Consider the following 17,010-nt stretch of genomic DNA (forward strand, 5'->3'; position numbering starts at 1 on the left):
CCTTCCACACGCCGGTGGAATACCGAACGGCAGAAGGCTAGGTGCTTTATCTTGTCTCATATTTCTAGGTCAGTGCACATACGACGTTGGGGGTGTTTTTTCCTGTCTCATATTATGGGGTCACTCTACATACGACGTTGGGGGTGTTTTTTCCTGTCTCATATTATGGGGTCACTCTAATGCTGAGCAGGGGCTTTCTTTAATTATATATCGCTTTTTACGTGCCGCAGTAAGTGCGGTAGGGAACAAGCGTGGGAGCGGGCGGTGTTGTATATTTTTCCTGTTCCGTAGTGTGGGCATAGGGTTCTGAAAGTACTTTCAGAAGCTGATTCATGACGCTGTAATCTTCATTTTTTTCGGCAGCTTCAATTGCTTCTTCCACATGATGGTTCCTCGGAATGACCGCCGGGTTATAGTCACGCATCAGCTGGCGCGAAGAGCTTTCAGATTCGTCCTGCCTGCTGAGACGTTCCAGCCATTGTGCTCTCCAGGAAACAAATCTGTTGTCTGTAAACAGCCCGGAGTTGTCCAGCGTGTTAAAGGTAAGGGCACGGAAGGTGTTAGTGTAATCAGCTTCGTGTTCCTCCATAAGATGGAGAAGATCTGTAATAAGTGCTTCGTCTCCCGCTTCTTCCGTGAAAAGACCTAGTTTTGCACGCATGCCCTGCAGCCAGTATTCATTAAACTGTTCAGGGAAACGGGAGATTTCCGCCTGCGCGAGCTCGACAGCTTTTTCCTGACTTTCGTCAATTAATGGTACGAGGGCTTCGGCAAACCGGGAAAGATTCCATTCTGCCATAATTGGCTGTCTTCCGTAGGCATAGCGGCCGCGTGCATCAATTGAACTGAATACCGTCTTTGGATCATAGCTGTTCATAAAAGCACATGGGCCGTAATCGATGGTTTCTCCGCTGAGAGCCATATTATCGCTGTTCATTACGCCGTGGATAAAGCCGGCAAGCTGCCATTTTGCAATTAAGGAAGCCTGGCGTGTAACAACTTCCCGGAGCAGCGTCAGATACGGATTTTCTGTCTCCCGGGATTTTGGATAATGCCGGCTGATCGTGTAGTCGGCAAGGGCCCGCAGGTCATTCATCGATCCGCGGTTCAGGGCATATTCAAACGTGCCGACGCGAAGGTGGCTTGAGGCCGTACGTGTTAATACTGCACCGGTCAGAACACTTTCGCGAAAGACAGGTTCCCCGGTTGTGACTACGGCAAGACTCCGGGTGGTTGGTATGCCAAGCGCATGCATCGCTTCACTGATAATATACTCGCGAAGCATCGGGCCAAGAGCGGCCCGTCCGTCCCCGCCGCGTGAATAAGGCGTGCGGCCGGATCCTTTCAGCTGAATATCGACTCTGTGCCCATCCGGCGTTATTTGTTCCCCGTGAAGCAGGGCGCGCCCGTCCCCAAGCATCGTAAAATGGCCAAATTGATGACCAGCATAAGCCTGGGCAAGCGGCAGGCCGTTTTCCGGCGTTTTGCTGCCTGCAAGTATTTGCACGCCTTTCTCCTCTTTTAATGCCTCACTGTCGAGACCGAGAGAGTCAGCAAGCTGTTCGTTCAGTATAATCAGCTCCGGGTTCTGAGCCGGATCAGGGGTGGTTTTGGAAAAAAAGGTTTGCGGAAGGGTGGCGTAGCTGTGTTCGAGCTGCCAGCCTGCTTGTTTTACAGTGTTTTTGTCAGCCATAAAGACTCCTTTAAAATATATTTTTAAAACGCAGCAAGCTATATCGGACGAATCATTATTATCAAGGTTACATCTTCATTATACAGGCCTTCGTCCCGGCACTTCAAATCTTAAGATGTAAAGTTCATACATATAAAAACGCTTCCTGCATTCAGCAGAAAGCGCGAATATTTAACTGTCCTGATTAGAAATGGTTATACGTCTTTATGATGGAACGGACATTTTCCTTCTATCGGCTTAATGTCGTCTCCAATGAAAAACTGCTTCCACTCATTGTGCGTTGGGTCGCCGAAATGACTGATATCCGGGTGGGTGGGAAGGTTGTCCCATTTTTCCACGCGCGAACGCACCTTCTCTCTCGACATGATGCCGCCTTTTTCAGTGCCCTCGAGGCCCTCAAAAATAGCCCGGGGCTGAAAGCCGAGAATCAAACTGTTACCCAGATCTCTCGTTTTCCGCTGTTTATAGGCCGGAGCGTTACCGAAAACAAAAACCGCCTCGCCGGCAAAATGGTAATCCCACAGAAAATGATCAGGATCCTTTGGCTTGTCTCCCGGCCAGCTGTACCGGTCCTGTTCATGCAGATGCTGCAGAACGTCCCAGAAATAAGAACGATAATAATCGACGGACTGCTCGCGTGTTTCCGGCTCGACGAAAAGGAAAAGCCCGTGCCGGGTAAAGGGCGGTTCATTCATTAAATGCAGAAAGCTTTCAAGCACGCCGCCAAGGTGATCCCACTGATCATGAGTAATATAAGAGTAGCGGAGCTCTCCTTTTCGCTGGGCTTTCATGCCAAAAAAGCAGGGGAACTCCGGGTTGGTTACAACACGCTTAAAGGTCTGGTACTCCTCCTGCAGCCAGGAGGGAAGCTCGTTGGACGTTTCCATGTCCTCCTTCGTCAGCAGGTAAGGGCTGTTTGTTTTTAACATACTGCTGCTCCTTTCATTCAAAAAATCAAGGACGCCTGCCCGGTTTAAAAAAGCCTTCAGCCAATGCAGCATGATTGCCGGCTGAAAGCTTAAATAAAAAGGTTTAGCTGCTGCTGTTCTCCACGGCATTGGTAAGCGTATTAAATTCCTCGTCGCTCAGTTTGATGCCGGCTGCAGCAATATTATCTTCAAGGTGGCTTACTGTGGACGTTCCGGGAATTGGCAGGATAACGTCAGAGCGCTTCAACAGCCATGCAAGCGCAAGCTGGGCTGGTTTCGCATTGTGTTCCTCTGCCAGCTGGGCGAGCGGCCCGCCCTCCTGGGCCAGTTCCCCGGTAGCAAGAGGGAACCACGGGATAAAGGCAATGTTATTATCCGTACAATAGTCGAGCATTTCTTCGGATTCACGATTGGCCAGATTATAGCGGTTTTGCACAGAAGCAATGGAAGCTACCTTTTGCGCTTCTTTAAATTGCTCTGTATTCACTTCACTGAGTCCAATGTGACGGATTTTTCCTTCCTCCTGCATTTTTTTGAGCTCGCCTACCTGATCTGCAATCGGCACTTCAGGGTCTACCCGGTGCAGCTGCATAAGGTCGATGCGTTCAAGGCCCAGATCCATCAGGTTCAGCTCCACCTGCTGACGCAGGTATTCCGGACGTCCCACCGGGCGCCAGTCATTCGGGCCTGCACGGGTGAGGCCGACCTTTGTCGCGACCGTCATGTCGTCATTATAGGGATGAAGAGCTTCTTTAATGAGGCGGTTGGCTGTGAACGGGCCGTAGGCATCTGCCGTATCAATAAAGTTCACTCCGAGCTCTGATGCACGGCGGAGCACACGGACGGCTTCATCAGGATTGGACGGTTCCTTCCATACTCCTTCACCTGTCAGCTGCATGGCTCCGTACCCTAGACGGTTTACTTCTATATCGCCGCCGATCCGGAATGTTCCGGCCTGATCTGCGGTAATGTTTGAATTACTCATATATGATCCTCCTTCGATGAAAACAAAAGTTTGTACACCTTGTTTATCATACCCGGACCGGCTCCTTTTTAATCAAATGCCTTTTTTCGAAGCATAAAAGCCGGCTGGAAATATTTTATATTAAATAAGATGCTAGAAAGGAAGTTTCCAGGCAGGCACGTAAAGGTATAGAACAGAAGACGCATGAAATTGTTCTTAAGTATAGAGAATAATATTCAGCTACAGAAGGGCGTGTAATGAATGAATTCTTCATGGATTGAGATTAACGTAAAGGCTGTACGCAATAACATTCATCAAATTAAAAACCGGATGCCGGATAAATTTTTTGCAGGTATCGTTAAAAGTAATGCCTACGGGCACGGACTGGTTCCGATGGCCAGGTACATTGAAAACGAAGTTGATTATTTAGCGGTGGGGGTCGAGGAAGAAGGTATTGAACTGCGAAACAACGGGGTGAAAGCACCTATATTAATCCTGGGTCCTTATTTTGACGCGGAGCACGTCATTGATTACAGCTTAACGCCTACTGTTGATACGATCGAAAAAATGAAAAAATTAGACAGGGCAGCACAGAAAAAAAACGCAGGACAGTATCCCTTTCATTTAAAAATTAATATTTCTTTAAACCGTTTCGGTCTGGATGAAAAAGATTTAAGCTCATTCATGGAAGCGTATCAAGCGTTAAAATCAGTGAAGATGGAAGGCGTTTATTCTCATTTTGCTGCCAATAGGCATGCAGAAAAAATCACTGCCCAGAGTGACTGTTTAAAGCAGTGTGTAGAAATCATAACGAAAATTTATGGGAGTCATCCTGCGTATATACACATGGCCAACAGCTCGATAGCCGTCAAATACCCCGATCTTGGCTTTAATATGATTCGTATCGGCAATGCCATGTTCGGTCAGGCAGCGAGCAGAAACGGCCTGCGTTTTGAAGAAACGTTTGAGCTTAAAACACCTCTTCTCGAAACGCGTGAAGTAAAAACAGGGAGCATGGCGGGGTACGGAGATAACAGACCGCTGAATAAGCCGGTCACTGTCGGACTCATTCCACTTGGAGAAGCACATGGTTTTAATTTTGCCCGTGAGCACCAGTCCGATACGTTGAAAAAGCTGATCTTTAACATCCTCCGCAATGTTCGCTCCTATGTTCGGCCGCCAGCGAAAATATTCTGGGGCGAACAGCCTGTTTCGGTCGTCGGGAAGCCCAGCTCGCAGTTTTCCCTGGTGGATGTGACAGGGAAAACAGTCAATGAAGGTGACGCTTTAACAGCAAGAGTTTCGATCATGAATGTGCAGGAATCTATTGAACGAAAATATATAGAATAATAGTAAGAAAGCCCGCAGCTGCCAGAGAAAGGCGGCTGCGGGCTTTTTTTATGAATGTATCAGCTGCTCAAGCACAAAAGCATTTTCTGCGAGTCCGTCGGAAGGCCAGCTTCTTCCCTCGAGGAGTCCAAGGGAGAGCGACTGCATGCCGGTAATGTAATAATTATCTGCGATGGTTTCGCTGTAGGATTCCCCGCTTTCGAGTTCGATAGAAACTCTGCACGGTTGTTCTGTCGGAACAAACGCCTGGTGGGCTTTCAAAATGCCTTTCGTGCCTACTACTTCGTATTCGTTGCGAAGAGCAGCATTCATGCCTGAATCAAAATGGGCGAGCCGGCCGTCGGAAAAAGTGAGTACACCTGCTGCAGCCCAATCACTGTTTTCGTTTTCATGAAACGAATAAGAAGCGCTCGCATGCGCCGGTTCCCCCATAACCTGACGAATGGCGTGAATGCAGTAGCAGCCGACATCATACAGGCTGCCGCCGCCGTCAGCCTGGGAGTGAAGACGAATGTTGCCTTCGGTATGCTGCAGCGGAAAAGTAAACGATGAGCGCATTGTCATCACGTCTCCGATCGCATTGCCTGCAAGCATTTTTTGTACAAGCTGGTGCTGGGGATGGAAGCGGTACATAAATGCTTCCATAAACTGAACGCCGTGCTCTTCGCAGGCGTTTTTTATTTCCCGGGCATCCGCCTGGGTCAGGGCTGCGGGCTTTTCGCATAACACATGCTTCTGCTTCCGGGCAGCTTTAATGCTCCATTCTTTGTGGAGATGGTTGGGCAGAGGAATGTAGACCGCATCGATGTCCGGGTCTTCAAGCAGGTCATCATAGCTTTGGTACACCTTCGGAATACGAAAGGCTTCGGCGAGTTCCTCTGCTTTGCCGCTGCCGCTTGCGATCGCATGAGCTTCGGCATTTTCCGTGTGCTGCAGGGCAGGCAGCATTTGTCTTCTGGCGATATCGGCCGTGCCTAAAATGCCCCATCGGATAGATTTCATCAAAAATCCTCCTAATTAATTACAAAATTCAATCCCGTGCCCACATTGTACACTATTGTGGTAAAAACTGCCTCTCCGTCAGAAATAAGCGGGAGAACTGCTGGTTAAAATACTCCCTGCAGCAGAAGAGCAATTGCCAGGAAACCTCCACAGAGAACCGTGCTTTTAATCGAAGCGCCCATGAGTGGTCCGTAGGATTCAGAAGGGTTGGTATTTTCGAGTGCAGCATAGGCCTTTACGAGCGGCCAGGCAGAAACAATGGCAAACAGCGCGTACCAGGGGAGCGCTCCAACGAAAATACCCAGGGGGATCGTAAGCATGGCAAGAAAGGTAAAGGCTTTTGAAAGAAGCAGTCCCTTCTTTTCTCCAAGAACAACCACAAGCGTATTTTTGCCGGAATCCCGGTCGGCTCTCCAGTGAAGAAAATGATGATTGTAAAGCACCATTGTGGTTAATATGCCAATCGGCAGAGAGAGAAAAAATGTCCGGACGTCAAAAAATCCCGTCTGCACGTAATAGCTGCCGACTACGGGAAGCACCCCGAACGAAAGCAGAATAGCGATTTCACCGTATCCTTTGCCCCGGTAGCCGAACTTAAAGGGAGGGGCCACATAAAAATAAGCAAGCAGCCCGCCGAAGGCCGCAAGAATCAAAAGCGGCCACCCCCTGGCGATACTTAAAATAACACCGCATAAAAGGGCCAGGGCCAAAAACGCCCACGTAACAAACGCGAATGTTTCTTCAGAAACCCGGCCTCCTGTCAGCATGCCGGAATTGGTGGAAACGTCGTTTGCCGTATCCTGTGCTTTTGTATCGACACCGTTACGGTAGTCCCATAAATCATTCACCATATTGGAAAACAGGTGGGCGCTGAATGCCCCGGCCAGGGTAATAACAAACCAATGCGGCTCAAAGACTCCGTTCCATGCATAAGCCCCGAGCGCCCCTAACAGGACCGGCATAAGCATGACAGACAAAAAACTCGCCCGGGCTGCTTCCAGCCAAAAAGAAATTGTATGTTTCATAAGCATCGTCCTTTCTGCGCGAAATAAACATAAAGAAGTGAAATAAAACTGCCTATGAATTATATCAAAAAGAAAAGTAAAACACCTGATTGGAGTGTTACGTTTAATGTCCTCTCTTAATGATTTAATTTACTATTTATCAAGATGTTAATTAACACTGGAAGCAAGTTGACAGGTTGTATTTTCAGAAAATAGATAACTTATGTTGAAAACGAATAGGTATATAACCCGAAGATATTTCACTTCCAGGAAATGATTAGATAAAGTTTATTGTAAACGGTTACAAAAAGGAGGAGTTTATTTGAAAGCATTAACGAGATTCTCAACCAGTTTAGTACAGCGCTATCTGCCGGATCCTTTTCTTTTTGTTCTTATTTTGACTATTGCAGTTTTTTTACTGGGATTGTTTCTTACACCTAGTACCCCAATCAATATGGTTACTTACTGGGGAGAAGGCTTTTGGGACCTATTAGAATTTGCGATGCAGATGGTTCTTGTATTAGTAACGGGGTATGTTCTTGCTAGCAGTCCTTTTTTTAATCGTTTGCTTAAAAGAACTGCTTCGATAGCTAAAACGCCAGGGCAAGCTATAGTGTTGGTAACTATAGTAGCCTTGACAGCTAGTTGGATTAATTGGGGTTTTGGTCTAGTCATAGGAGCTTTGTTTGCAAAAGAACTAGCGAGACAAGTAACCAAAGTGGACTATCGCTTGTTAATTGCCAGTGCATATAGTGGGTTTATAGTCTGGCATGGAGGTCTTGCCGGTTCCATCCCTTTAACAGTTGCGACCCCGGATAACGTTTCAGAGGATATAATTGGTCTAATATCAACAAATCAAACAATTTTTTCTGCCTTTAACATAGCTATTGTGGCTTCACTTTTTATCGTTGTCCCTATTGTTAATAGGGTAATGATGAATCAAAAAGATGCTGTAACTATAGATCCAACACTGCTAGAGGATAATAATGCAGCAACAACTCTGTCTTCATTTGAAACCTGGACACCGGCCGAAAAACTGGAAAACAGCAGATGGTTTGCCATGATTATAGGAGGTTTTGGATTAGTTTTTCTAGTGTACTATTTCTTCACGAATGGGTTTCAATTAGATTTAAATATTGTGAATTTTATGTTCTTAACACTAGGGATTTTGTTTCATGGGACTCCCAAAAACTTTTTAAACAGTGTAGCAGATGCTGTGAAAAATGCTGGAGGAATTATTATTCAATTTCCATTCTATGCAGGCATTATGGGGATGATGGTTACCTCTGGTCTTGCAGTACAAATCTCAGAATGGTTTATAGCATTTTCCACAGAAGCAACATTTCCACTTTTTTCTTTTCTTAGTGCCGGCATAGTTAATTTCTTTGTACCCTCAGGGGGAGGGCAATGGGCTGTTCAAGCTCCTATTATGCTTGAAGCTGGAGCAGCACTTGATGTTGATCCAGCTAAAACAGTAATGTCCGTTGCTTGGGGAGATGCTTGGACGAACATGATACAGCCATTTTGGGCTTTGCCGGCGCTTGCCATTGCCGGTTTACGTGCTAGAGACATTATGGGATTTTGTGTATGGATTCTGGTTATTAGCGGGATTGTTATCGGTGCGGGTTTGACTTTTTTATAAAAGCGAATAAAGTTTAAAGATTTTCTTTCACTATTACGTAAAAGTATCTCCCACAAAAGCGATCCACGCCTGGGCGGCCTGCGTCTGGTAGCTGTGCTTGCGCCAGATGAGGGCGAGCCGCCAGTGCAGTAAATCATCGGCCACAGTGAGCACAGAAACATTTCTGGTGTCCGCTTTATGGACAACGGTTTCAGGAAGGAGGGCAATGCCCAGACCTGCCATGGCACTTTCAAACAAAAAGTCCCACTGGGAGCTTTCATAAAGAATGTCGGGCTCGAATCCCGCCTCGATGCATGACTCGAAGACCCGGTCGTACAGGGAAAACCCCTGCTGAAACATTAAAAAGGATTCATGCTTTAAATCCTTCATTTGTATACTTTCGCGGCCGGCAAGCCGGTGGTTCACCGAGGTTATAGCAAGGATTTTCCGGTCGATGATCTGGCGAACCTCAAACTGTTCGTCATCGACGGGAAGAATGGCTACACCTACATCAATATTTCCTTCAAGCAGAGACCGCTCCATAATTTTCGCGCCTTCTTCGACAATATGCATACTGGCTTCGGGATAAGCTCTGCGAAAGCCGGCAATGATCCCGGGGAAAAAGCTGGAGCCGATGACGGGAGGCAGCCCGAATGTAAAGCTGCCTTTTTTATGCAGCTTGATTTCTTCTGCTTCCTGCCATAAGTCCTCTGCGCTGCGAAGTACCTTCTGGGCGTGCTGGCGGATGATTTCCCCTTCTTTCGTTACGAAAAGGTGACGGGTGGAGCGGTCGAGCAGACGGAGGCCGATTTCTTCCTCAAGCTGATGAATTGTTTTGCTTAAGGCGGGCTGGGAAATATGAAGCTTCTCGCTGGCCCGCGAAAAGCTTAGTTCTTTGCATACTTCGAGGAAAAAACGAAGCTGTTTAATATCCATGAAGCACCTCTTATTCCATTTAGTAATAAATTTATATTATTTATCTATTTTACCTATGAAAGCGCTTTTAGTAAAGTGGAAGCACCAATTAAAGAACTGAAAGGGGTTCATACAATGACGAAGGTACAGACGTCTTTTGAAGAGAGCGTAGACCGCATTCAGGAAGGCGATACCCTGATTGTCGGGGGCTTCGGCCTGTGCGGTATACCAGAAAAAGCCATTCAGGCCCTGGCTGCCAAGGGAACGAAAAATTTAACAGTAGTCAGCAATAACTGCGGTGTCAACGACTGGGGCCTGGGGCTGCTGCTGGAAAATAAACAGATTAACAAAATGGTGGCTTCCTACGTGGGAGAAAATAAGATTTTTGAAGAGCAGTACCTGAGTGGAGAACTAGAAGTGGAACTCGTGCCTCAAGGGACACTCGCGGAGCGTATCCGGGCAGGCGGCGCGGGTATTCCCGGCTTTTACACCCCGACTGGTGTAGGCACTCCGATTGCCGAAGGCAAAGAGCATAAAGTTATTGGCGGCAGACAGTGCATCCTTGAAGAAGCCATCCAGGGGGATGCGGCTCTTGTGAAGGCATGGAAGGGAGATGCCTACGGGAATCTTATTTACCAGAAGACCGCCCGTAATTTTAATCCACTGGCAGCAGCGGCAGGTAAATTTACAATCGCAGAGGTGGAAGAACTGGTTGACGTCGGTGAACTCGATCCGGACTTTATTCATACGCCAAGTCTGTATGTTCAGCATCTTCTTGTCGGCACATCGTATGAAAAGCGTATCGAACGAAAAACGGTCCAGCAGGCCTAAAAGGAGGAGGAAGACAATGAGCAGTCAAAGAGAAAACATTATACAACGGGCGGTAAAAGAAGTCGAAGACGGCACGATTGTAAATCTGGGCATTGGCATGCCGACAATGATTGCCAACTACATTCCGGAAGAAAAAAATATATTTCTGCATTCTGAAAACGGCCTGCTCGGCATCGGGCCTTATCCAGCGGAGGAAGACGTGGATGCAGATCTGATTAATGCCGGTAAAGAGACAGTGACAGTGAAGCAGGGAGGTTCATTCTTTGATAACGCGGAATCCTTTGCTATGATTCGCGGCGGCCATATTGATCTCGCGATTCTCGGGGGCATGGAGGTTTCGGGACAGGGAGATCTTGCGAACTGGATGATTCCCGGAAAAATGGTCAAAGGCATGGGCGGTGCGATGGATATCGTGCAGGGAGCGCAAAAAGTAGTGATCATCATGACCCACACGAATAAAGACGGAGAATCGAAAATCCGTACCGAATGCGCTCTGCCGCTGACCGGCGAAAAGGTAGTGGACCGGTTAATTACAGATATGGCTGTCTTTGATTTCACGCCGTCGGGCATGGTGCTAAGGGAAGTATTAAACGGAGCTGACATAAAAACAGTGGAGCAGTATACAGAAGCTTCTTTTACAATTGATGAAGCACTGACAGACCGGGAGGGAAAACAATGAAAACAGAAGAGGTTCTGCTTGGCGGAGCGGTACGAACTCCGGTTGGCGGCTTTATGGGCAGCTTAAAGGATGTACCGACTGTAGATCTGGGGGCGCTTGTGATTGAAGAAGCGCTTGAACGTGCCGGTATTCCGAAGGAAGAAGTAGATGAAGTTATTATGGGAAACGTGCTGCAGGCAGGTCTTGGCCAGAACCCGGCAAGGGTCGCTTCTTTAAAGGCCGGTCTTTCTGAAAACGTACCTGCAATGACCATTAATAAAGTATGCGGGTCCGGCTTGAAGGCTGTCCACCTGGCGGCACAGGCCGTACTGACCGGTGATGCGGATATCGTCATTGCCGGCGGGATGGAAAACATGAGTCAGGCTCCTTACCTGCAGATGAACGCGCGCAGCGGCTTTGGGATGGGGAACCAGAAGTTGGTTGACAGCATGCTCCATGACGGACTGATGTGTGCTGTGGAAAACTATCATATGGGTGTGACAGCTGAAAACATTAACCATGAGTACGGCTTTACACGAGAAGAACAGGACACGTTCGCCGCAGCCAGTCAGCAGAAGGCCACGGCAGCCCGGGATAATGGATTGTTCAAAGAGGAAATTGTGGCTGTCCACGTACCTCAGCGAAAAGGAGAGCCCCTCGAGGTGTTGGAGGATGAACACATTCGAAGCGGCACCACGGTGGAAAAGCTGAAAAAATTAAAGCCGGCGTTCCAAAAGGACGGAAGCGTGACTGCGGGAAACGCCTCCGGTATTAACGACGGAGCCGCAGCCGTTATTGTTATGAGCGGAAAGAAAGCAAAAGAGCTGGGCATTAAAGGCATGGCCCGGATCACCGGCAATGCAAGTGCAGCCGTGGATCCGAGCGTGATGGGGCTGGGGCCGGTTCCGGCGATCCGAAAGGCTCTGAATAAAGCTTCTGTTTCGATGGAAGATATCGATCTGATTGAAGCAAACGAAGCGTTTGCCGCCCAATCACTTGCGGTACAGAGAGATTTGAATATTGATTCAGAAAAGCTGAACGTAAACGGCGGGGCAATCGCGTTAGGCCACCCGATTGGGGCAAGCGGCACAAGAATTTTTGTGACCCTGCTTCATCAGATGAAACGCCAGCAGGCAGATGCAGGACTGGCAGCATTATGCATCGGAGGCGGCCAGGGTGTGGCTACCGTGGTAGAAAGAATTTAAACAAGTGCCTTATATAAGCAAAGGGAAACATCTCCGGGTCGTCACCGCTGATTGGCTGCCGGAGGTGTTTTTTCGTTAAATAAAGGTTCTGAAACTATTGAAAAAATTCGCAGGACCGTTACTATTTAATCAGAAATGTCAACCGCGATAACGGGGTGGAAATGATGATGAAACATTTAGAAGGCCTGGAGCATATTTACGACATATTGTTTGGCAGTCTGCACCATTGTGTGGTCATTGTTGATGAACAGGGAATTATTTCGTATATGAATGAATGCTATTACGATTTTCTCGGCACCAGTCGCAAAAATGCGGTCGGGCGTCACGTAACTGATGTGATTGAAAACACGCGCATGCATATCGTAGTGGCTTCCGGGAAAGCGGAAAAAGCAAATATGCAGTACATTAGAGGCAACTATATGATTGCCGACCGCGTGCCTTTATACGACGGCGGCCGTATTATCGGCGCTCTGGGGCTGGTCATGTTCCGGGACAGAAAAGAATGGACGGAGATGAACCAGCATATTAAAACATTAATGCTGGAGCTCGAATCGTATCAAAAGCAGGTGGAGCAGCTGAACGGAACATCTTATTCCCTGCACGATGCGCTCAGCGTGTCCCCGGAGATGGAAGAGGTAAAAAGAAATGTACGTAAAGTAGCTTCAAGCGATGTATCTGTCCTTTTGCGGGGAGAAACGGGGACCGGAAAAGAATTGTTTGCCCAGGGGCTGCATAAGCTGAGTGAAAGAAGCATGAAGCCTTTCGTGAAAGTAAATTGCGCAGCGATACCGGCGGATCTGCTTGAGTCTGAGCTGTTTGGCTATGAGGAGGGAGCTTTTACCGGCGCGAAAAAAGGAGGCAAACCGGGGAAATTCCAGCTGGCTGACCAGGGGACCATTTTTCTGGACGAGATTGGGGATATGCCGCTGAATACCCAGGTGAAAATTCTTCGTGTGCTTCAGGAGGGAGAGCTTGAGCCGCTTGGTGCACAAGGACCCCGGCAGGTGGACGTGCGGGTGGTTGCTGCTACTAATCAGCCACTCGAACAGCTGATAGAAAAGCAGCAGTTCCGGGAGGATCTGTACTACCGGATCAACGTTATCTCGTTTACAATACCTTCCCTGCGTGAGCGGCCGGAGGATATTCCTCTGCTCAGCAAATTTATACTCCAAAAAGTTACAGGAAGATTGGGCAAACGAATTACGGTGTTCGATCAGCAGGTGCTTGACCGCTTTTTGGTTTACTCGTGGCCGGGCAATGTACGGGAACTCGAAAATACAATTGAGGCAGCTGTTCATCTTGCCGAAGGAGAAGCAATCCAGCTGAGTGATCTTCCGGGACGTGTGACGGAGGCGGGGCAGGTAAGCCGGAAGAGCGGAATAAAACCGTTGAAACAAGTAATTGCTGAAGCAGAAAAGGAAGCGGTAAAGCAGGCGCTGAAGAAAGCGGAAGGAGATAAGCGGACAGCCTGTGAGCTGCTTGGAATAGGAAAATCCAATCTCTACAATAAAATCATGAAATACAACCTGGAATAAAAGCGGGTTTTCCAGGTTTGCGGAAGCCATTCCATTGTTTTGGAATGGTTTTCTTTTTTTGAGCGTAACTCATGAAAGAATACGTTAGCGACGGGTTTCGGAGCAAAAAGTTTTCAAGCAGATGTTGGCACGTTTTTTGCAAATATATAAGATGAGAACGAATTTAAAATGAAATTCGTTTTGTAAGCGATTACTTAAAAACATAATCAGGAGTGATACACATGGTTCAAGGAAGAGTGGTCTTTATCACAGGTGCAGCGAGCGGCATCGGACTTGCAATCGGAAAAGCCTTTGCCCGGAAAGAGGCGAAGGTAGTACTGACAGATATTGATCAAAATAAAGTACAAGCTGCTGCCAGGGAGATTGAAGATGAAGGATTCACCTGCATCGGACTGGCCTGCGACGTTACCAATGAAGACGCAGTGGACGATGCTTTTGCAAAAACGCTTCAAGTGTTTGGCCGGGTGGATATTCTCATTAACAATGCCGGAATGCAGTACGTGGCTAAGCTTGAGGATTTTCCAACCGAAACATTTGAAAAAATGACTAAAATTATGCTGACGGCGCCTTTTTCCATGATCAAAAAAGCAGTTCCGATCATGAAGGAACAAAAGCACGGCCGCATCATTAACATGTCGTCAATCAACGGTGTGATCGGCTTTGCCGGAAAAGCGGGATATAACAGCGCAAAGCATGGATTGATCGGTCTAACAAAAGTAGCAGCATTAGAGGGGGCAGAGCATGGCATCACGGTAAATGCTCTCTGTCCGGGCTACGTGGATACGCCGCTCGTCCGTAATCAGCTGGAGGATCTGGCAGCAGACCGTGGCGTTACTCTGGAAAAAGTACTGGAGGAGGTTATCTATCCGCTCGTTCCGCAGAAGCGTCTGCTCGATCCCCAGGAAGTAGCAGACTATGCTTTATTTTTAGCCGGGGATCAGGCGAAAAGCGTAACCGGGCAGAGCGTATTGATTGATGGAGGCTATACGGCACAATAGTCTGCGCCTGTTTATGATAGAAAAGGAGGAAAAAGCATGCTTGGGATTTTATTGGGCTTAATTACATTAATGGTCCTCGCTTATCTGGGATGGTCCATCATCTGGGTAGCTCCGGTGGCAGCAGGCATTGTAGCGCTGACTGGAGGGCTCAACCTGCTTGATGCATATACGGGCACATACATGAGCGGATTTGTCGATTTCGCGCAAAGCTGGTTACCGGTGTTCATGCTCGGGGCTGTCTTTGGAAAATTGATGGAGGACACCGGGATGGCTCGTTCTGTTGCTGTAGCGCTGACAAAGCTGATTGGCACGAATCGTGCGATTTTAGGCGTCCTGGCGGCTTCGGCAGTACTTACATACGGCGGTGTCAGTCTGTTCGTTGTTATTTTCGCTGTATACCCGCTTGCTCTTTCTTTATTCCGAGAAGCAGATATCAGCCGCCGGCTGTTGCCGCCGACTGTGGCTTTAGGGGCGTTTACGTTTACAATGACGGCACTGCCGGGAACGCCGCAGATTCAAAACCTGATCCCTATCGAGTATTTTCGTACAAGTGCCACAGCCGCGCCGTTAATGGGCATCATTGCGGCACTGGTGATGGCGGTGGGGGGCTATCTCTATTTGCGGTGGCGTGAAAAGCAGATGACGGCTAAAGGAGAGCGTTTCACCGAACCAAAGGATAAGAGCATGATGGAAAAAGAAGAGAAAGCCCCGCCGTTCATGCTGTCGATACTTCCGCTGATCACAGTGCTTTTAACACTGAATCTTCTCGGATGGGACATTGTAGTGGCACTTCTGACAGGCATAGTACTTATTATGCTCCTTAACCTGACTAAATTTAAAAAGTTTGTGCCTGCTGTTAACGGAGGAGCAAGCGGCTCCGTGCTTGCCATTATTAATACGAGTGCAGCTGTTGGTTTTGGCAGTGTAGTACGGAAGGTTCCGGGGTTTGATCAGTTAACCTCATTATTGATGGGAGTGCGCGGCAATCCGTTAATTTCCGAAGCCATAGCTGTTAACATCCTGGCCGGGTCGACAGGGTCGGCTTCCGGCGGGATGGGGATTGCGCTCGAAGCGCTTGGTGAAGAATACTACCAGATAGCGATGAATACAGGGATTGATTCCGAGGCATTTCACCGTATTGCTTCGCTTTCTTCAGGCGGGCTCGATGCCCTTCCACACAACGGGGAGGTACTGACGCTTTTAACGATTACAGGCATGAGCCATAAAGAGAGCTATAAGGATATTTTCGTTGTCGCTGTATTGATTCCGATCATCTCCGTGATTGTCGTTATTCTGCTGAACACGATCGGGATTCTGTAATCAAAGAAAAAGATAATTTTTACGGAGAATTTATGCAATTAAATATAGTTATACTGAAAGTCGTATGCCCCAGGATAGTATGCAGCCTGCCGCTGCTGGCTAAATGGTTAAAATAGAAAAAATCCGCCCGGTTCATGCTTGCTGTGAACCGGGCGGGTTTTGTATTTTGATATATGATTAAAGCAATTCAGCCTTCGATTAAAGGAGTGAGCGTGGTGTAGTGGTAATCAGGAGGCACCTGCAGCTCTTCGGTTGGCTGCTCACTGCGGTTGATCCAGGCCGTAGTAAAACCAAACGCTTTAGCGCCGCTGATGTCCCAGCCATTGCTTGATAGAAAGGTAATTTCATGTCGGGGCGCACCCGCAGTATCTAACACAAGCTGATAAGAAGCCGGAGAAGGCTTGAATTGTTTAATGTCATCAACACTAATAATGTAATCGAGGTATTCATTTACCCCGGCCTGTTCCAGCAGTGGCTCAAGCATGTCTCTTGACCCGTTACTAAATACGATCAGAGTGGCAGACTGGTCTTTCAGCTTCTGCAGAACGTGCAGGCTTTCTTCAAATAGCGATAAATGATTGTAGGCCTTCATCAGCTTTTGCTCGGTTTCCTCTGTCCAGTCAACGTGATGGGCAGCCAAAGAGAACCGCAGCGCATCTTTTGTAACAGAGGAAAAGGGCACGTATTTCCCCATCGCCTGGCGGAGAAAGGAGTACTGAATCTGCTTTTGTCTCCAAAGCTGTCCGATGCTTTCTCCCTGGCCGGGAAAATGCTCCTCGCAGGTGGCATCGAGCGATTGAATATTAAACAGTGTTCCGTAAACGTCAAAGGCAAAAATGGTGTTTGCAGACATCGAAAAGCTCCTTTCTAATTTATATTTTTGAAGTACAAATATTTGAAAGACGGGTGGGGCTGTCCCAAAAATAGGACAGCCCCCCTTTTCTATGCGCAAACAAAGAAAGAGATCATCCTTGAATGATATGGT

15 protein-coding genes are annotated in these 17,010 nt (G+C 47.8%); 8 read left to right on the forward strand and 7 right to left on the reverse strand.

The annotated features are described in order from the left end of the window. Positions 1 to 217: 217 nt before the first annotated feature. The 3 genes from ACTTK7_RS16030 to ACTTK7_RS16040 all read right to left on the reverse strand — a co-directional run bounded on the left by ACTTK7_RS16030 (position 218) and on the right by ACTTK7_RS16040 (position 3,607). Positions 218 to 1,693, reverse strand: a complete 1,476-nt coding sequence (locus tag ACTTK7_RS16030; RefSeq protein ID WP_462869099.1) for a protein adenylyltransferase SelO — start codon at positions 1,691 to 1,693, stop codon at positions 218 to 220. A 194-nt stretch (positions 1,694 to 1,887) separates the two neighbouring features. After that, the gene (locus ACTTK7_RS16035; protein WP_462869100.1) at positions 1,888 to 2,622 is read right to left on the reverse strand and encodes a YqcI/YcgG family protein; all 735 of its coding nucleotides are present in this window, start codon (positions 2,620 to 2,622) and stop codon (positions 1,888 to 1,890) included. A gap of 103 nt (positions 2,623 to 2,725) precedes the next feature. Continuing rightward, complete coding sequence (locus ACTTK7_RS16040; RefSeq protein WP_462869101.1) at positions 2,726 to 3,607, reverse strand: aldo/keto reductase; 882 nt, start codon at positions 3,605 to 3,607, stop codon at positions 2,726 to 2,728. A gap of 240 nt (positions 3,608 to 3,847) precedes the next feature. On the opposite strand from ACTTK7_RS16040, the gene alr reads away from it, so the two are divergent. Beyond that, a complete protein-coding gene (gene alr / locus ACTTK7_RS16045) occupies positions 3,848 to 4,936 on the forward strand; it encodes an alanine racemase (protein WP_462869102.1) in 1,089 nt (362 codons plus the stop codon). A 48-nt stretch (positions 4,937 to 4,984) separates the two neighbouring features. Here the strand turns inward: alr and ACTTK7_RS16050 are convergent, their stop codons facing one another. Beyond that, complete coding sequence (locus ACTTK7_RS16050) at positions 4,985 to 5,938, reverse strand: Gfo/Idh/MocA family protein (RefSeq protein WP_462869103.1); 954 nt, start codon at positions 5,936 to 5,938, stop codon at positions 4,985 to 4,987. Between the two features lie 104 nt (positions 5,939 to 6,042). Next, on the reverse strand, positions 6,043 to 6,963 hold the full coding sequence (locus tag ACTTK7_RS16055) for a UbiA family prenyltransferase (protein ID WP_462869104.1): 921 nt from the start codon (positions 6,961 to 6,963) through the stop codon (positions 6,043 to 6,045). A 301-nt stretch (positions 6,964 to 7,264) separates the two neighbouring features. Between ACTTK7_RS16055 and ACTTK7_RS16060 the strand changes: the two genes are divergently transcribed. After that, positions 7,265 to 8,584 carry a short-chain fatty acid transporter gene (locus ACTTK7_RS16060; protein ID WP_462869105.1) on the forward strand — a complete coding sequence of 440 codons (1,320 nt, stop codon included), beginning with the start codon at positions 7,265 to 7,267 and terminating at the stop codon, positions 8,582 to 8,584. A 33-nt stretch (positions 8,585 to 8,617) separates the two neighbouring features. Here ACTTK7_RS16060 and ACTTK7_RS16065 read toward each other — a convergent pair whose 3' ends face one another. Further along, the gene (locus tag ACTTK7_RS16065; RefSeq protein WP_462869106.1) at positions 8,618 to 9,499 is read right to left on the reverse strand and encodes a LysR family transcriptional regulator; all 882 of its coding nucleotides are present in this window, start codon (positions 9,497 to 9,499) and stop codon (positions 8,618 to 8,620) included. Between the two features lie 114 nt (positions 9,500 to 9,613). Here ACTTK7_RS16065 and ACTTK7_RS16070 point away from each other — a divergent pair, with 114 nt between their 5' ends. The 6 genes from ACTTK7_RS16070 (at position 9,614) to ACTTK7_RS16095 (ending at position 16,025) form a co-directional block, all read left to right on the forward strand. Then, on the forward strand, positions 9,614 to 10,309 hold the full coding sequence (locus tag ACTTK7_RS16070) for a CoA transferase subunit A (RefSeq protein ID WP_462869107.1): 696 nt from the start codon (positions 9,614 to 9,616) through the stop codon (positions 10,307 to 10,309). A 16-nt stretch (positions 10,310 to 10,325) separates the two neighbouring features. After that, complete coding sequence (locus ACTTK7_RS16075) at positions 10,326 to 10,988, forward strand: 3-oxoacid CoA-transferase subunit B (protein ID WP_462869108.1); 663 nt, start codon at positions 10,326 to 10,328, stop codon at positions 10,986 to 10,988. Beyond that, positions 10,985 to 12,172: an acetyl-CoA C-acetyltransferase gene (locus ACTTK7_RS16080; protein WP_462869109.1), complete on the forward strand. Its 1,188-nt coding sequence runs from the start codon at positions 10,985 to 10,987 to the stop codon at positions 12,170 to 12,172. The genes ACTTK7_RS16075 and ACTTK7_RS16080 overlap by 4 nt, the downstream gene beginning before the upstream one ends. Positions 12,173 to 12,339: 167 nt before the next feature. Beyond that, positions 12,340 to 13,707, forward strand: coding sequence for a sigma-54 interaction domain-containing protein (locus tag ACTTK7_RS16085; protein WP_462869110.1), 1,368 nt, complete (start codon positions 12,340 to 12,342; stop codon positions 13,705 to 13,707). Between the two features lie 221 nt (positions 13,708 to 13,928). Continuing rightward, positions 13,929 to 14,705, forward strand: a complete 777-nt coding sequence (locus ACTTK7_RS16090; RefSeq protein ID WP_462869111.1) for a 3-hydroxybutyrate dehydrogenase — start codon at positions 13,929 to 13,931, stop codon at positions 14,703 to 14,705. A gap of 36 nt (positions 14,706 to 14,741) precedes the next feature. Then, positions 14,742 to 16,025 (forward strand): GntP family permease, encoded by a 1,284-nt coding sequence (locus ACTTK7_RS16095; protein WP_462869112.1) that lies wholly within the window; start codon positions 14,742 to 14,744, stop codon positions 16,023 to 16,025. 187 nt (positions 16,026 to 16,212) lie between these two features. Here the strand turns inward: ACTTK7_RS16095 and ACTTK7_RS16100 are convergent, their stop codons facing one another. Then, a complete protein-coding gene (locus ACTTK7_RS16100; RefSeq protein ID WP_462869113.1) occupies positions 16,213 to 16,878 on the reverse strand; it encodes a haloacid dehalogenase type II in 666 nt (221 codons plus the stop codon). Positions 16,879 to 17,010: the final 132 nt, after the last annotated feature.

This window comes from Marinococcus tarijensis, from assembly GCF_054971385.1.

Excerpts from the sequence above, each read along its gene's own strand:
- ACTTK7_RS16065 (WP_462869106.1), bottom strand. The coding sequence starts at position 9,499 with ATGGATATTAAACAGCTTCGTTTTTTCCTCGAAGTATGCAAAGAACTA.
- ACTTK7_RS16100 (WP_462869113.1), bottom strand. The coding sequence starts at position 16,878 with ATGTCTGCAAACACCATTTTTGCCTTTGACGTTTACGGAACACTGTTT.
- ACTTK7_RS16070 (WP_462869107.1), top strand. The coding sequence starts at position 9,614 with ATGACGAAGGTACAGACGTCTTTTGAAGAGAGCGTAGACCGCATTCAG.
- ACTTK7_RS16050 (WP_462869103.1), bottom strand. The coding sequence starts at position 5,938 with ATGAAATCTATCCGATGGGGCATTTTAGGCACGGCCGATATCGCCAGA.
- alr (WP_462869102.1), top strand. The coding sequence starts at position 3,848 with ATGAATTCTTCATGGATTGAGATTAACGTAAAGGCTGTACGCAATAAC.
- ACTTK7_RS16035 (WP_462869100.1), bottom strand. The coding sequence starts at position 2,622 with ATGTTAAAAACAAACAGCCCTTACCTGCTGACGAAGGAGGACATGGAA.
- ACTTK7_RS16030 (WP_462869099.1), bottom strand. The coding sequence starts at position 1,693 with ATGGCTGACAAAAACACTGTAAAACAAGCAGGCTGGCAGCTCGAACAC.
- ACTTK7_RS16090 (WP_462869111.1), top strand. The coding sequence starts at position 13,929 with ATGGTTCAAGGAAGAGTGGTCTTTATCACAGGTGCAGCGAGCGGCATC.
- ACTTK7_RS16040 (WP_462869101.1), bottom strand. The coding sequence starts at position 3,607 with ATGAGTAATTCAAACATTACCGCAGATCAGGCCGGAACATTCCGGATC.
- ACTTK7_RS16055 (WP_462869104.1), bottom strand. The coding sequence starts at position 6,963 with ATGAAACATACAATTTCTTTTTGGCTGGAAGCAGCCCGGGCGAGTTTT.
- ACTTK7_RS16075 (WP_462869108.1), top strand. The coding sequence starts at position 10,326 with ATGAGCAGTCAAAGAGAAAACATTATACAACGGGCGGTAAAAGAAGTC.
- ACTTK7_RS16085 (WP_462869110.1), top strand. The coding sequence starts at position 12,340 with ATGAAACATTTAGAAGGCCTGGAGCATATTTACGACATATTGTTTGGC.
- ACTTK7_RS16095 (WP_462869112.1), top strand. The coding sequence starts at position 14,742 with ATGCTTGGGATTTTATTGGGCTTAATTACATTAATGGTCCTCGCTTAT.
- ACTTK7_RS16080 (WP_462869109.1), top strand. The coding sequence starts at position 10,985 with ATGAAAACAGAAGAGGTTCTGCTTGGCGGAGCGGTACGAACTCCGGTT.